The sequence below is a fragment of the Wolbachia endosymbiont of Protocalliphora sialia genome (assembly GCF_053891855.1).
Genome location: NZ_JAIUJX010000002.1, coordinates 117,263 through 133,125 on the forward strand (window position 1 = coordinate 117,263; position 15,863 = coordinate 133,125).

Annotated in this window: 12 protein-coding genes; 4 read left to right on the forward strand and 8 right to left on the reverse strand. The window is 32.6% G+C overall.

The features are described from left to right. Positions 1-425: 425 nt before the first annotated feature. From LB100_RS01515 to LB100_RS01530, 4 genes are all read left to right on the forward strand, one after another. Positions 426-623: a hypothetical protein gene (locus LB100_RS01515; RefSeq protein WP_063630617.1), complete on the forward strand. Its 198-nt coding sequence runs from the start codon at positions 426-428 to the stop codon at positions 621-623. 415 nt (positions 624-1,038) lie between these two features. Continuing rightward, on the forward strand, positions 1,039-2,268 hold the full coding sequence (locus tag LB100_RS01520; protein WP_456201145.1) for an IS256 family transposase: 1,230 nt from the start codon (positions 1,039-1,041) through the stop codon (positions 2,266-2,268). Positions 2,269-2,473: 205 nt separating this feature from the next. After that, complete coding sequence (locus tag LB100_RS01525; RefSeq protein WP_456201147.1) at positions 2,474-3,373, forward strand: DMT family transporter; 900 nt, start codon at positions 2,474-2,476, stop codon at positions 3,371-3,373. Between the two features lie 47 nt (positions 3,374-3,420). Then, on the forward strand, positions 3,421-4,728 hold the full coding sequence (locus LB100_RS01530; protein ID WP_456201149.1) for a UDP-glucose dehydrogenase family protein: 1,308 nt from the start codon (positions 3,421-3,423) through the stop codon (positions 4,726-4,728). A 17-nt stretch (positions 4,729-4,745) separates the two neighbouring features. Here the strand turns inward: LB100_RS01530 and LB100_RS01535 are convergent, their stop codons facing one another. The 8 genes from LB100_RS01535 to LB100_RS01570 form a co-directional block, all read right to left on the reverse strand. Continuing rightward, on the reverse strand, positions 4,746-5,891 hold the full coding sequence (locus tag LB100_RS01535; protein ID WP_456201151.1) for an MFS transporter: 1,146 nt from the start codon (positions 5,889-5,891) through the stop codon (positions 4,746-4,748). Positions 5,892-6,018: 127 nt separating this feature from the next. After that, complete coding sequence (locus LB100_RS01540; RefSeq protein ID WP_456201152.1) at positions 6,019-7,071, reverse strand: threonine aldolase family protein; 1,053 nt, start codon at positions 7,069-7,071, stop codon at positions 6,019-6,021. Beyond that, the gene (locus LB100_RS01545) at positions 7,068-8,117 is read right to left on the reverse strand and encodes a threonine aldolase family protein (protein WP_456201246.1); all 1,050 of its coding nucleotides are present in this window, start codon (positions 8,115-8,117) and stop codon (positions 7,068-7,070) included. Before LB100_RS01545 ends, LB100_RS01540 begins: the two co-directional genes overlap by 4 nt. Before the next feature lies 1 nt (position 8,118). Beyond that, positions 8,119-9,894 carry an ABC transporter ATP-binding protein gene (locus tag LB100_RS01550; protein WP_456201153.1) on the reverse strand — a complete coding sequence of 592 codons (1,776 nt, stop codon included), beginning with the start codon at positions 9,892-9,894 and terminating at the stop codon, positions 8,119-8,121. After that, positions 9,895-10,884 (reverse strand): phytanoyl-CoA dioxygenase family protein, encoded by a 990-nt coding sequence (locus LB100_RS01555; protein WP_456201155.1) that lies wholly within the window; start codon positions 10,882-10,884, stop codon positions 9,895-9,897. Between the two features lie 4 nt (positions 10,885-10,888). Continuing rightward, positions 10,889-12,565 (reverse strand): WG repeat-containing protein, encoded by a 1,677-nt coding sequence (locus tag LB100_RS01560; protein ID WP_456201156.1) that lies wholly within the window; start codon positions 12,563-12,565, stop codon positions 10,889-10,891. Continuing rightward, positions 12,526-14,850 (reverse strand): glycosyltransferase, encoded by a 2,325-nt coding sequence (locus LB100_RS01565; RefSeq protein WP_456201158.1) that lies wholly within the window; start codon positions 14,848-14,850, stop codon positions 12,526-12,528. Before LB100_RS01565 ends, LB100_RS01560 begins: the two co-directional genes overlap by 40 nt. Next, positions 14,807-15,760 carry an NAD-dependent epimerase/dehydratase family protein gene (locus tag LB100_RS01570; protein WP_456201160.1) on the reverse strand — a complete coding sequence of 318 codons (954 nt, stop codon included), beginning with the start codon at positions 15,758-15,760 and terminating at the stop codon, positions 14,807-14,809. Before LB100_RS01570 ends, LB100_RS01565 begins: the two co-directional genes overlap by 44 nt. Between the last annotated feature and the right edge of the window lie 103 nt (positions 15,761-15,863).

Below are 15,863 nucleotides of genomic sequence, written 5' to 3' on the forward strand. Positions count from 1 at the left end.
TGAATGTAGAAAAAATAAAAAAGACATGCAGCCGCTATAATTTTATGTAATCTGCCAATATATACCTGAGTTTTTTACTGAATTTTGTTGTTAAATCTGCAGAGATTAAAAACAAGGATAAATACTCTTATTGATATGATATGTATAACAATGTTACAAAAAATAATATCATAGAATTCAATAGGATAATTCCTAGAAAACCCCTACATACTAAAAAAAGCAAAATGCTGTTAAAATGAGCTTAAGAATAAATAGCAAACATCTAACATAACAATTCTATTTGTAAATCAGGTGAGACTTATCCTATAGAAAGCTTTCGAACTACGCAAGCGTATCTTTTGCCTTTAGTATTTCTTTAAACCTGCTGCAAAAGAGTGGGAATGGTTATAAAATAGGGAGGTATAGCAAGAGAATAGAGAGGGAAGATGAGCTTAAACTACCATAATCTAAAAGAACATCCGAGAAATTTTCGAGATGTAACAGGTTTGAAAATAGAAGAATTTGAAAAGATTGTAGAAAAAGTGCGCCCAGAGTGGGAAAAAGTTCAAGAACAGAAGAAATGCCATGGAAGAACGTCAAGATTGCCTGTATTGGAAGATAAAATACTCTGTATAATTCTATAGACCTGCTGCAAAAGAGGAGATATTTAAAGAGAGATGTAGCAAGAGGGAATGAGCTTAAATTATCAAATCAACGTTATTCTACTTTACCTCACTAGCATTTTCCTTACCTTGAGCCTTACTATTACTCACAATATAAACGTGGGAGTGTTAAATAAACCATACGCGTCAAGTTAAGGAAAAGTGACATAAGGAGGGAAGAAAATGGTAAAAAACTATTTTAAATATTAAGCAGTTAAGTTAATAATTTACATTATTTTAGGCAAGAATTTCCTAAAAAATAAATGTAACAAATAAAATACCCTCTTTAAATGTTGCTATATTTGACAGTATTTCCTTAACTTGACGCGTATGGTTAAATAAACTGTGTCAAACCGAGAAGTAAAATATAATTGAGATAAAAAAATGGAGGTTTGACATGAGTCAAAGAATAGCAGATAGAACTACTGGTTTGGTAGATTATAAAGAATTAGAAACAAATATCTTGTCGTCTATACGAGAAGGTAGACCATTAATGGGAAAAGATGGTGCATTAACGCCATTTGTAAAAAGGCTACTTGAAGCAAGCTTGGAGGGTGAAATAGAACATCATTTATCTACTGAAAGCGAAGAAAACAATCGTAGAAACGGAAGGAATGGAAAAACTTTGAAAACAAGTGCAGGTTCATTTGAACTATTGACACCAAGAGACAGAGAGGGAAGTTTTGAACCACAGATAGTGAAAAAAAGGCAAACAACAGAACTTGAAACAAAGGTCTTGAACATGTTTGCAAGTGGTGTGGGATACAGAGATATAGCATCATATGTGGAAGAAATTTATGACCATAAAATATCTGCAGCAGAGATATCTGGAATTACAGATAAATTACTACCTATAATCAATGAATGGCGTAGCCGTCCACTGCAATCAGTGTATCCAATAGTATTTATGGATGGGATGTTTTTTAAGGTAAAAGAAGACGGTCGCTGTGTAAGTAAGTGCATGTATAACATATTAGGAATAGACCAAAATGGCAGAAAAGAAGTACTGGGTTTTTACTTAGCAGAAAGCGAGGGAGCTAGCTTCTGGTTAGGCGTATTAAATGACTTGAAAGAGAGAGGAATAGAAGACATTTTGATAGCTTGTGTCGATGGCCTAAAAAGCTTTCCTGCAGCTATAAATAGCGTATTTCCTAATGTGGAAGTACAGCTATGTGTAGTGCATCAAATACGGAACTCTCTGAAATACGTATCAAGCAAAGATGTAAAAGTTTTCATGAATGATTTGAAAAAAATATACCGCGCTACAAGTAAAGAAATTGCAGAAAATTATTTGCTTGAGCTGGAGGAAAAATGGGGCGAAAAGTATCCATTAGTTGTGAAATCTTGGCAGAACAATTGGGAAAGTTTATCTGGTTACTTCAAGTATTCAGGTCCTGTTAGAAGGCTAATTTATACCACTAATCCCATCGAGGGGCTACACAGGCAAATTAGGAAATTTACCAAGACCAAAGGCGCATTCACCAGCATAAATGCCTTGTACAAGCTGGTATATTGTGCTATAAGAAAGGTCGAGGAGAAATGGACGATGCCTGTACATGATTGGGCATTATCTATATCTCAACTCGATATTTTTTTCCCTGGTAGATTAAAGATTGAGTTGAATTGAAAATTCGGTTTGACACACTTTTTTGAACGTTCCCATAAACGTTCGTTACATAGCTCTTAATATGTCTAAAGAGACGAAATTTCCCGAATTATTTATAATGAACCCTTACGATCACATTCTGGGGACGTACATCAGAAAACTTTTATATTATTAGTTTTGTAGTAAAATTATATGAGTACATCGTATCTATTAAATCAGAAGCTTTATGGATTACAGATTGAGAGCTTATTTGTTTGGGGTTATCTGGTTTATACTTAGCTTACTTAGTAGTGTAGCTAATGATACTATATCAAAATATCTAAGTTTACATCTTCAGAGTTTTGAAATAATTTTTTTCCGCTTTCTGTTTACCACTATTACCCTTGTACCTTTTATGTTTTACTATGGAATAGAAACTTTTAAAACAAGTCAAATATCTACTCAAATAACCAGGGGTGGGTTGTTGTTTTGTGGAATGACCTTATGGACTTACGGGTTGACTGTTTTCCCCATAGTAACTGCAACGATTATAAGTTTTTCTATACCATTATTTGTTATACTTCTTGCAATCCCTTTGCTAAACGAAAATATAATTTGGCAAAGATGGATAGTAACTGTTATTGGCTTTGTTGGTATTGCTATTACTACCAAAGCTCATAGTGAAGATTTTAATCCTAAAATTCTTATTTTTATTGTATCTGCATTAATCTTTGCTATATTAGACATACTTAATAAGAAACTTGTAATAAAAGAGTCAGTAATAAGTATGTTATTTTATTCAGCTCTAACGACAACTATTTTTTCTACTCCACCTTTGTTATTTTATTGGCATATGCCTTCCTTGTCAGAATTAATATTACTGCTGATTTTAGGAATAAGTTCAAACCTAATTCTGTTCTTCATGTTAAAAGCTTTTGCTCTTACTGATGCTACTGCACTTGCACCGTATAGATACATAGAACTAATAATTTCTGCAATAGTAGCATATGTTATATTTAATGAATTACCTGATAAAAGTGCTTTATATGGTACTTTGATATTAATACCATCAACCTTATTTATAGCTTATTCGGAAGGTAAGGCAATTAAGAAAAATAATGTAACAACAAAAGTTTATAATTGTTAATGGTATTTATTTTAGATGCTAAGCTATATTTTTAAGGTGATAATAAAATGCACATAACTATTATAGGAGTAGGGTATGTAGGATTAGTATCTGGTACAATGTTATCGGAGCAGGGCCATAAAGTTGATTGCATTGACATAAATACTGAGAAGATTGAACTTTTGAAATCAGGGAACATTCCTCTATATGAACCTGGATTAGCAGATTATTTAGAGAATAATATAAAGTCACAAAGGATAAGATTTTTCGATTCGTATTTTCAAATAAATCCCAATACAGAAGTAGTATTTATAACTGTAGATACTCCATCAGACTCCCTAGGAAATGCAAATTTAAAGAATGTATATAATGCAGTAAGTGAAGTTTCTGAGAGAGTTAATCAAGATTGCTTAATAGTGATAAAGTCAACTGTTCCTCCTGGTACTGCAGAAAATATATATAATTATTTATCTAATAAGGGCTATAACTTTGATTTGGGGGTTAATCCAGAGTTTCTCAAGCAAGGCTCTGCAGTATCAGATTTTTTATACCCAGATAGGATAATAATAGGAGTAAAAACTAAGCTAGCTAGGGCAAAACTAGAAGTTATATATAAATCATTTATAGATAAGAATATTCCGTTAATGGTCACTGATACAGTTACTGCTGAAATGATTAAATATGCTTCTAATGCTTTTCTAGCAACAAAGGTTGCTTTTATCAATGAGATGGCAGGTTTATGTGAGCTATTAGGAGCAGACATTGACCTTTTAGCTAACAGTATGGGAATGGACCATAGAATAGGTAAGGAGTTTCTCAAAGCTGGTCCAGGATTTGGAGGATCATGTTTTCCTAAAGATTTATCGGCCTTAATAAGGCTTGCTGAAGATCACAATGTCAAGCTACAAATTTTAAATTCAGTTAAGGAATCTAACTATAATCATATAACAAACATTGCTAAAAAGGTAGAATATCTATTAAATGGAGTCCAAAATAAAAAAATAGCGATATGGGGGCTAACTTTTAAGTCTGGTACTGATGATGTAAGAAATAGCCCATCTATAGATATTGCACAATTGTTAGTGAATAACAAGGCTAAAATTACTGCATATGACCCAATGGGGATGGATAATGCTAGGCAAGTTCTAAAGGATATAGAGTACGCGGATAATGCTATAGGGGCTGCAAGGGACGCGGAAGCCTTGTTATTGTTAACGGAGTGGAAAGAATTTAAAAATCAAGATTTTGCAAGTTTAAAGAGTATTATGGCTGCACCTAATGTTTTTGATTTCCGTAATTTATTAGATAACGAGCTGTTACTAAGATATGGTTACCATGTTTATTCCTTGGGTAAAAAATCTATCTACAAAGTTTAACTGTTGAGAAATGTTTTCTACACCGCTTTACTTAGTTTTTTAAGGTCTTTGCTTGATAATATGGAAAAGCAAACGAGTGCAACAACAGAGCAAATGGAAAAAAATGAAAACATAATACTGTTACCACAGTGCTTAACAAGTACTCCTAAGAGCACGCATGAAAATATTGAACTTGCAATATACCCAAATAATCCTGTTAAGCTTACAATTGCACATACATTATTTTGTGGAGCAATTTCTACAGCTATAACACCTGTCAGTACTTGCGTTCCAAATATAAAGAATCCTGATAAGATTGCACCAAGGTTCATAAGAATTATGTTTTGACCAAAATTCATTACAATAAAAGTGAGTGCTATACCCAACATGTAAAGTAATGCCAGCAAGCTTCTATTTTGAAAGAAGTACATATCACTAATTCTTCCTGTGATTAAAGTTCCAAGGATTCCACCTAAATCATATACGCCTGTTATTAGTGAGGATTGTACAAGAGAAATTTGTAATTTATCCCTTAAAATTATAGGAAACCAAAAAAAGATTCCCATTTTTATAATATAAGCACAAAAAGTAGCACAACATAGAAACCATATGGAACTTTTCACTTTGATACCTATCTGAGATTTCTGCACCTTATAATAGGTAGTAAAGTTGGCACTTTCTTTGTGATATGCTTTTAATATTATGTAAATTCCAAAAAGTAAGCATAAGAGACCAGAGTACAAAAATGCACTCTTTGCATCATATATTTTGATTATACTTGGTAATACAATTAAAGTAATACAAGAACCAAGTTGCTGAGATGAGCTCATAACTCCCCATGATGATGCAATTGAAGAGATGCTAGAGTTTGTAACCATAAACTTGGTAATAGCTGGCCAACCTAACCCTTGTGTCCAAGCTAATAATATTAATGTTAACAGTAATAAAGTTAGATTATTATATGATAAAGTTATACCAATGGTTAATAATCCAGTTGCAATATTGCATAGCCCAAACATAAATAATGGATTATTTTTGGAGTCCATGATTATTCCATTAACAAATTTTGATACTCCATAAAAAAAAGAAAAGCAGGCAAAAAAATAGCTTAATTTTACATGGTCAGTATCTATTAACAGTGGTAGAGCAATTGGTATACTTTGTCTTGATAAATAAAGCAGCATATATCCACAGAAGAATAGTAAATATTGAAAGAAGACAAAGTTCACACCTATTCCCAAATAGCTCTATGCAGATGCTAGCATAATACTATATTGGTATAATATTATTTGACAAGAAGTTTGCAAACAATTAGTGCAGAAAATTACTTAGTATCTTTCTTATAGCAGATACAGTAGTATTAATATCTTCATAGCTTATATCTCTATGTGTTATAGCTCTGATTTTACCTTTGATGTTAGCCATTCTAATTCCATAATTTTTCATTAGTACGTTTATTAATTCTTGAGTAGATATACAATTAGTACGTAATGAAAAATACGCTATATTAGTTTTATACAGGTCGATATCAATTATAACTTGATCTATGGAGTCTAGGCCTTCTATAAGGTGCTGCATTTTTTTATGATCTTCTTCTAAAGAATTTACATTATTATGTAGAGCATATAAACATGCAGCTGAAATAATGCCAGCTTGGTGCATACCTCCGCCAATTTGAAACTTATAGTACCAAGCTTTTTCAATAAACTCTTCACTTCCAAGCAATATTGCGCCCATTGGAGCACCTAATCCTTTACTAAAATCAATGAATACCGAATCAAAATAACTTGCATACTCCTTTGGAGATATTTTAGTATGAGCACAAGCGTTGAACAGTCTTGCTCCATCTAAATGAGTGAATACGTCATTCTCTTTGCAGAGACTTGAGATCTCTTGAATATATTCTAAAGGCCACACAGCTCCACCACCAAAATTAGTCGTTTGTTCGATAGAAACAAGCCCAACTCTCGGAATATTTCTTAAACTAGGACGAGTAATAAACTCAATAATTTGTTCTCCAGTAAATATTCCTCTCGTACCTTTGATTGGCAAAGGAGTGGCATGTGCCTGGGCTGCGATCAAGCCAGATTGTACTATGAGCGGATGTGAAGTTTCATCAAGCAGCAAGTAATCACCAGGTCTTTGAATGTGTACTTTATAAGCAATTACATTGGACATCGTTCCTGAAATCAAAAAGATTCCTGCAGGTTTACCTAATATTTTACATGCGGTTGCCACTAATTCGTTCACAGTTGGATCTTCACATGCAGCTTCGTTTCCAACTTTTGCTTTAGCCATCGCTTCCCTCATTTTGGCTGAAGGGTCAGTGTTTGAATCGCTAAAGAAATCTATTTTTATTCTCATATTAAATTTAACACAACCTCCTTTATAATTTCAGCAGCTTTCATGATGTCTGTTTCCTTTGTGCCAAGATGGGTAACTGCTCTTATATGAGACTCGAACCAAGGAAAAAGCAATAAACCATAAGCTTGGCACTTACTCAAGAAAACCTCATTAGTTACATTTAGTGCTTTTATACTAAAGCTTACTATGTTAGTTTCTGGATAAGGTAGTATCAGCTTTACATGTGGAATTTCTTTAATCTTATCTGCAAATAATTTAGCAAGCTTATTATCTTCTTTAAGCCTAGAGATATTATTCTGTAGTACATATTTTGCTGCATTAGCACAATACCCTATCTGATGATAACCACTACCTAGCCAAACCTGTAGCTTTTTAGCCCTTTCAATTATCTCTCTTTTACCCATAAGCATTGAACCAAAAGGAGCTCCAAGTCCTTTGGTAAAAGAAAAGCTCATTGTATCAACATATTTAGCATAATCTGCTAAAGCAATATTTGTTTCGATATGAGCATTAAATATTCTTGCACCATCTAAATGAAGATTTACATTGTGAGCTTTTAAAAAGTGATATAACTCGACTTGTTTTTCAAAAGGATAAATTTTACCATTAAACCCATTTATACTATTTTCTATAGAAACAAGACTCACCTGAGCGAAAATTTTATACCTCGGCTTAGAATTAATAGCATATTCTACTTCATCAACATCTAAGATTCCGCTATTATTTCTAATACAATTAAATACAATATTATTTACTTTTGCATTGCCTGCGCTATCGAAAAAATTAACGTGATAATTATAATGAGTTATTAGTTCATCACCAGGACTTGTTTGACTGGCAATGGCTAATCTATTTGCAAGCATACCGCTGGTTACAAATAATGCTTCTTCTACTTTGAATAATTGTTTGCAATATTCTGATAAGTCATTACAGCTTTTGTCTTCACCATAAGCAAAATCTCCAACAGTTGCATTACTTATTGCATGTATAACGTTGGAGCTCTGCAGAGTTGTAGTGTCACTTCTCAGATCAATAATTTTTTCCATCTTATTTTTTTCCATTCAAACAACCAATTTGAGCATTCCAAAGTTCTTTATAAAGACCGTGTTTAGAAACTAGTTCAGCGTGTTTACCATCTTGGACAATTTTTCCTTTGTTAAATACTAGAATTCGGTCCATGTGTAAAAGTGTAGAAATACGGTGTGCTATAGTAATCGTAGTTTTATTTTTCATCAATTTGAATAAACTCATTTGAATTGTTTTTTCTGTTATAGAATCTAACTGACTAGTTGGTTCATCGAGAAATAATATTGGAGCGTTTTTTAAAAATGCCCTTGCTATTATTATTCTTTGTTTTTCTCCTCCAGATAGCTTGATGCCTTTTTCTCCAACTGTAGTTCCATATTGATCTGGTAGAGTCATAATGAAATCGTGAATACCAGCCAGCTTTGCAGCTCTCATTACTTCTTCGATAGTGGATTGAAGTCTACCATATATGATGTTTGCTAAAATAGTATCATGAAATAACAATGGGTCTTGAGGTATTACAGATATTTGTTGCCTCAAAGAACTCTGTGTAACTTCTGATACTATTTGATTATCAATCTGTATATTACCTTTTTTCACATCAAATAGCCTTAGAATTAAGTTTATAAAAGTAGATTTACCACCTCCAGAATAACCAACTAGGCCTACCTTTTCGCAAGGATTAATGGTAACTGAGAAATCTTGAAATAATGGCTCCTGACCTTCATAAGAAAAAGAAACATTATTAAACGTTATTCTTCCACTTAATAAATTTAATTCTTTAGCATTTTCCTTATCTTGAATTTCTGGTACAGTAGTCAAGATTGGCAATGCATCTGAAACTTTGCCGAAATGAGTAGAAAATTGCGTAAGATTCCTAGTTAGATGGTTAAGAAATTCTATGATCGATATATTAATTCCAAGTACAAGAGCAATATCTCCTATTGCGATTTTGTTCAATTGATAATCATAAATTAAAAAGTACAAGTTTACTGCTTGGAGTATATCAAATGAATAGCCATATATAAACCAAAGACAAAAGTATGCCCATTGTAATTTTCTCTCTGCAATAGTTCTTTTCTTGCATATTTGAAAAAATTTGTGTCTCTCATGTGCTTGCTGAGTAAATAGCCTTACTGATATAACATTTAAAATACTATCTGCTATACTAGCTATTACTTGTGAATTTTGTTTAGAGTAATTATCAGCTAGTTCAGTAAGTACACGAAAGCTGAAAATCGATACTAAAATAAAAATGCTTACCCAAGTGAATGTAGCGATTGCAAATTTTATGTTTACTAATGATAAGGTATAAATAGCTAAGACTAATGCTATGCTGTAACCGAAAAAACAATCTATAAGCAATCTTATTAACTCTATTACACTATCCATTAAGTTACTGGCCTTATGTACTAAACTTCCGGATAAATTGTTCTGATAATAGGAATGGTCTTGTTGGAGTAGCCTACAAAAAGACATATCAGCTATTTTTTGACGCATTAAGGTAAACATTCGAATGTCAACAAAATAGCCATAGAATCTAAAAGCAGTAGTGATAAGTAATGCCATACCAAGATAAGCGCTTACAGGTAATAAAAGATTTTCAATTACATTACCTTCCTGATATTTTACAGCTGTATCTAGAATATTTTTTACTAAATACTTTCTAAAAGACAAATCAACAGCTACCACCAGGGCAACTAAAGACATTATAAGTACATTAAGTTTGAATTTAGATACTATATTCAAGATGAACATCAATACACATTTGAAGCTATCAACTCTACCTCTGTTCATTTATAATGCTAGCTCCACTACGTTGACTTTTTTATTGAGAAATACAAGTAGTGAAAACCATAAATTTTTGTATATTTTTCCTGAGATGTCTCCAGCATCATGTAGTGCTGATGCTTGATTGAGAATAAGTAGCTTATATAAATTTCGCTTAGCCTCAGTAGTGTCGATCTCAGAAATATTTGTAGTTGTGTCTGTAATCAAGGCTAACCAGCTCTTGATAAGTTCTTCCATGTTTTTTACTTTTATACTTTCCTGGTAGCAAAACAATGACAAGCATTCTCTCAGTATAGATTCTGTTAACTCACCACAATTGAGTATACCAAAAACTGAAGGCTGAGGTTTTGGCACAAAGGGAAGGTCTTGATCTTTTATAATCCACCTTGTTACATAAGCAAATCTATCTTTAGCATCTGTATTCTTATCACTACCATGCCATAACCGGGAATCAAAAACTATCGCATCTCCTGCTGAAATAGGTAGTGACTTAATTTTGTAATTTTCCCGATTACTTGAGTACTGATCAAAAAAATATGGGTACCAAAAATCAACTAAAGGCTGTATTTCCCATTTATGACTGTTTTCTATAATTTGCAGTGCACCTGAAGTTTCACTGACATTATTCAAAGCTAACCAAACAGAAAAGTGGTAAGGATCATTGAAACTATAGGAGATGTCTTGATGGAAGGGAACTGCATCTATTAAATCAGCAGTTTTACATATAACATTTGATTTTTTCTGCAGTATTTGACACTGAAGTGACTTTTCAAGGTAATTTTTAATAATTTTATCTAATGCTTGAGAGATAATTCTAGTTACTCGAGATGACGTGCCCCATCTGCCGGTACAGTTTAAGTAGTCAGAAGTTGAAACACTTATTTCTTGGGATAGCTCTGATATCTTATTTGTTATATCACTTAAAGACTGAATTATTAGCTCTAAAGGAACCAGATTTTTGATAATAAAAAAACCATTTTTTTGTAATGTTTCCATGTGATTAACACCTGACATCAATAACTGATAAGTAATCTGTTAAAGGTACAACAGAAGAAATTTTGAATCCTTTTACTTGTTTGAGTATTTTTTCCCAATCGCTTAATGTTCTTAGTTTACCTCCTGTTTCAACCATGACATTAATATCTACAGAGCCTCCAGCTGGAGAGCGGTAATCTAAAATAGTTTCTATCAATAAAATACGAGATATTCCTTTGACCAATTTTAAATAAGACAATACTTTATCATCATCATAGTGCTGTAAAAAGCGGCAAAAGACACCTAATTCATAATTTGTAACTGATAGTTCTTCCTGAGTTATAAGTTTGACTTTTAAATTTTCTACTAACTGTCTTGGTACTTTATGTTTGTTATATAGGCCTATAGAACCTTTATTGTGTATATCAGAATAAGCAAGAAATAAAGAGTGTACACCAAATAGTAATATATTCTTAGCACCATCTATATTAATCCTAGAATTAAACTCTTTAGTATCAAACCTAGAATATCCTAGCAATGCTTGGTAAAACACTATTTTCTTATCTTCTGATGCTTCTCTTTCCTTAAAAGATTCAAATGAAGAGATGGACTTCTGTTTTAGTATATCGGCAATCTTTAACCAATTCTTTTCAGCGGCAACTCTTGCCCACATCGTTGCTGCTTTTGGCAAAAATGGTATTTCCTTAAAACACTTACCTTTTGATGATAGTTTCCATAAGTCCTCGTCCTTATCGTAATCAATAAACCCTATTTCCCACAACGCCCTTAACAGCCTTTCTAGATTTGGTACGATAATGTTTAACTTTTTAGATAAAACTGGCATAGTTGCAGGTAAAATATTTAACAAATCAAGTTCAATAGCAACGCTTGTTAGGTACGTTTTCCAAAAGGCTGAAAGTTCTGCAGAAATCCTATGCACTTGAGATTCTTTACCTAAATCAAAAATACTAAACTTTACATTTCCGGTAATATCGATTTGTTCTAACACACCTTCAAAAGTTTCAACTTTTGCCATCCCATTATAAAATGCTTCTACCATTTTAAATCTCTGCTGGTAAATAGGATCACCATTAATATCTATATGAAACCAACCATGTTGATCTTCTGCAATAGAATACCCTTTATGAAAAACATTAAGTTTTTTATACCATTTATTATGTACTAACTTTCCATGATGATTAATATGTGTAGCTTTGCCATCCTTATAGACTACAGCGATACCATCCTTAAAATCTCCAACATAATCATATTCCTCCTGATAAATCCTGTTGCCATTTAAATTAATATGAAAACATTTATCATGTCTTCTAACTACACAAGCATCTTCCTGATAATTTCCAATCCATTGATAAGACTGTTTGTATACTCTACATCCAAATGAATCAATATGGTAACACCCTGTATCATCTTCTACGGCTGCTCTATTAAAGTAGAATCCAAAAGTTTTTAGAAATCTATTATGATAAACTGCTTCTCCTCTTACATTGATATGATAAGCACCTGTCTGATCATAAACCGGTGCAAGACCGGGCTCATGAAATTTACCAACCTTTATAAACCTATTTTCATACAAAGGATTTCCTAGTAATTCGTGAAAGCTCTCACACGGTGAAATTTTAATAGATCTAAGATTATCTTTGATTAATTGATCAAAGGTTTTCTCATGTTGCATGTTTTGCATAATTTGTAATTTAAATAATTCTTTTGTAAGCTTAGGTACTCACTACTCTGCCATATTTCCTCGAGTTTAACCTCATTAACATTACCAAAATTTCCTAATGTCTTACGGAGTTCATCTGGAGCACAGCAAGGACTAAACTTTCCTTCATTGTTTATCCATGCTTCTTTACCTAAAAATGGGCATTGACCACCTGGAGCCAAATCCTTAATACCTTCTTGAGAAAGAATTGTAAAATTTTCTAATTTTATCTTTTTACCATTTGGTAATAGCATATTATCTCTAAGCTCATATAACCTTCTCACCTCTGTATTCCATCTACTAATTGCTAACTCATCTCTTCTCATAGATAGATCCTTAATTTCCTCAAAATGTGCCCAAAGATGATGTCCTTTAACTCTATCTATGCCATTTTTTATGGCCATCTTAACTATGTCATAGAGTTCATGTAAATTACTTTCCAAAAATGTTAATTGTAAAGTAACGGTACACCTTTCACCTGTATCGCTAAAGTATTTATCTCTAACTTCAAGGAAAGTTTTTAAATTTTCTGTCACTACTTCCCATTTTGAACCTTTCATGATTCTTTCATGAGTTTCTTTAGTTGCCCCATTCCAGGAAATCTTAACATCAGATAAAATTGGTACCAATAGTTCAGCCCATTTTCTAGCTCCTTTAATGGGAAAAGAACCATTGGTTGTGAGGTTAAGCTTAAGGCCGAACTCATGGCACAAATTGATTATTTCGTCAAAGCTTTTATACATTAAAGGCTCACCCATAGTAGAAGGAATGATTTCCCTTAAAGGTGTGCCAGCTGCTTCCTTAATTACTTTTCTGATAGTTTCTATCGACAGTATCTTAGGTTTTATTCCTTTAGCTTTCTTCTCTTCTTTAACTTTGCTGTATGGTGAAAAACATTCGCACATTATACAAGCAAAATTGCAGTAATCTGGATTAGTATCAAAAGTAATTCTCCAAGGACCAGGTTTCACAGCTACTGATTTGCCTTTCTTTTCAATAGCATTACGGTAAATCTTGTTAAGTTTCTCAGTATGCTCACCTATAGAAGGTATATTTCCATTTTCAGTATAAGGCCTTTTTTGGGTAAGTTTATTATATAACTCCTGATCTGTAGATAGGACTTGCATTTTTTCTGACAAACTACTTGCATCTCTGTGCTTAAATAATAGTCCATCTCTTACATATTCTGCCATGCCACCATAATCGGCTGTTATAACTGGTATTCTAAGTTGCTGTGCTTCATGTATTACTAACGGTGAATTTTCACCCCAAATTGAAGGAACGACTATTGCATCGACTTTATTAAATACGTCAGTAACTATATTCTTATTATCATAACTTCCCATCCATTCTATTCTTTCTTTAACAACAGGTGAAAACTGATCGGCAATCGCTTTTAAAGCTTTAGTTTCTTCTCTTGCTGCTCCCCAAATTCTAAGTTTTGCTTTAGATGATAAGTGAGAAAAAGCTTTCAATAATAGATCAACACCTTTTTCGGGAGTATGAGTACCAATATAACCGAAAATAAACTCTTTTTCTTGTACTCTATTTCTCTTCTTAAGACGATTGAGATCAAAACCATAATCAAGATAAGAAATTTTGTTTATCGGAACATTAAAATCCTGAGTAAATTTGTCCATCAAGAATTTCGATGGGGAAATAAAGTAATCTATATAGTCTATTATTTTCCTTGTGTGCTTCATTCTAGTTGCAACCCATTGTTCCCAATAATTTATGTCTGAATTCAGGAATTCTTCATCTCCTGTAAAATATCCCTTGTAACATTGGGTTGCACATTTTTGATCCTTTTGTCCATCACAAAGCTGTAATAAATCTTCAGAATTACGTTGAATAAACCTTCCTCTTGGACACATTAACCAAAAGTCATGTAGCGTAAAAATTGTAGGTATATTTTCTTTAAAAGCAATTTCTGGTAAAGTAATTGATAGATGATTAAGATGACCAAAATGTATAAGATCTGGCTGAAAGTTATCTATTATTCTTTTAAATTTTATATTTACTTCTTCATTGATAAATTTATAACGATATTTAGCTGTAGGTATATTAATTAAATGCAGTAAAATCCGGGAATCACTACGATCTAGGACTGTAGTGTAATAAAAATCAGGTAAAAAGCTATTTTCATACCTAGTAAATACTTGTACCTCATTGTTATTTGCTAGTTCATGAGCAAGAGTTTGGCTATAAACCTCTGAACCAGCACTATAATAAGGAGGGTAACCATGAATAACTTTTAATATTTTCATATATTACCATATCTATATTGTTAGGATGTTCTTGTGTATTGTTTTGTAGACTTTTTATAAATTTACTTAATCCTACTTCTAATGAATGTTTTGGAGACCAACCAAGTAGCTCTTTAGCTCTAGTAAAATCACCATGGAACTTAGTTACATCAAAATTTCTTGGAGGATAAAAATCAATTCTAGAATCACTTTTCGTGACTTTTAATATTGTTTTTGCTAAGTTTTCTAAAGTACATGGGCTATTAGTAGTAAGATGAATAGCAGGAAGGGAAGATTTTTCGCTTTGTAAATATTTAACAGTTAAGCATATACCCTCTATAACATCATCCAAATAGGTAAAATCAAAAACACATTCTTTACCTTCTATTTTAATTGGATCACCTCTTAATGCATTAATACAGAGTGCAGGAATCACTCTACTGTTATGATCTAGTAAACCACCGTATACATTTGAAAAGCGTAATATTGCTACATTAAAATCTTTTGAACTTGTTATTTGTTCCTCAATAAATGCTTTACCTTTTGCATAATTATTTATTGGATCGATACTAGCAGATTCTGTAACTGGCAGTTCCTTCTGCTCTCCATAGACTTCCCTACTACTTGCATATATAAACCATGGTTTATTTGGAAGTGACTTACATAACCCTAAAAACCGCATTGTACCATCAACATTAATCTTTTGACACAGTGTAGGATAAAGTTCACCATGTATAACTCTAGAAATTGCAGCCAGATGAATGATTCCTGTACACTGAGCAAGTAGTGGTACTATATCTTCTGAAAAAAAACTGAGTGGATTATCGTGAAATCTAATATCGCAGCTTATTACTTCATGGCCTTGGTTTTCTAACTTTTTCACCAAGGTTGACCCTATCAAACCTGCAGCACCTGTTATTAATATCCCCATGTATACCCTCTCACTACAACTAGGAAAATTTGTCGTACCAATTATCTTACAAGTAAGAATCAAAAGGTATTATAAAACCAGTATAAAACAAATGTCAACTTAA

Excerpts from the sequence above, each read along its gene's own strand:
- LB100_RS01550 (WP_456201153.1), bottom strand. The coding sequence starts at position 9,894 with ATGAACAGAGGTAGAGTTGATAGCTTCAAATGTGTATTGATGTTCATC.
- LB100_RS01515 (WP_063630617.1), top strand. The coding sequence starts at position 426 with ATGAGCTTAAACTACCATAATCTAAAAGAACATCCGAGAAATTTTCGA.
- LB100_RS01520 (WP_456201145.1), top strand. The coding sequence starts at position 1,039 with ATGAGTCAAAGAATAGCAGATAGAACTACTGGTTTGGTAGATTATAAA.
- LB100_RS01525 (WP_456201147.1), top strand. The coding sequence starts at position 2,474 with ATGGATTACAGATTGAGAGCTTATTTGTTTGGGGTTATCTGGTTTATA.
- LB100_RS01535 (WP_456201151.1), bottom strand. The coding sequence starts at position 5,891 with ATGCTGCTTTATTTATCAAGACAAAGTATACCAATTGCTCTACCACTG.
- LB100_RS01545 (WP_456201246.1), bottom strand. The coding sequence starts at position 8,117 with ATGGAAAAAATTATTGATCTGAGAAGTGACACTACAACTCTGCAGAGC.
- LB100_RS01540 (WP_456201152.1), bottom strand. The coding sequence starts at position 7,071 with ATGAGAATAAAAATAGATTTCTTTAGCGATTCAAACACTGACCCTTCA.
- LB100_RS01530 (WP_456201149.1), top strand. The coding sequence starts at position 3,421 with ATGCACATAACTATTATAGGAGTAGGGTATGTAGGATTAGTATCTGGT.
- LB100_RS01565 (WP_456201158.1), bottom strand. The coding sequence starts at position 14,850 with ATGAAAATATTAAAAGTTATTCATGGTTACCCTCCTTATTATAGTGCT.
- LB100_RS01560 (WP_456201156.1), bottom strand. The coding sequence starts at position 12,565 with ATGCAAAACATGCAACATGAGAAAACCTTTGATCAATTAATCAAAGAT.
- LB100_RS01570 (WP_456201160.1), bottom strand. The coding sequence starts at position 15,760 with ATGGGGATATTAATAACAGGTGCTGCAGGTTTGATAGGGTCAACCTTG.
- LB100_RS01555 (WP_456201155.1), bottom strand. The coding sequence starts at position 10,884 with ATGGAAACATTACAAAAAAATGGTTTTTTTATTATCAAAAATCTGGTT.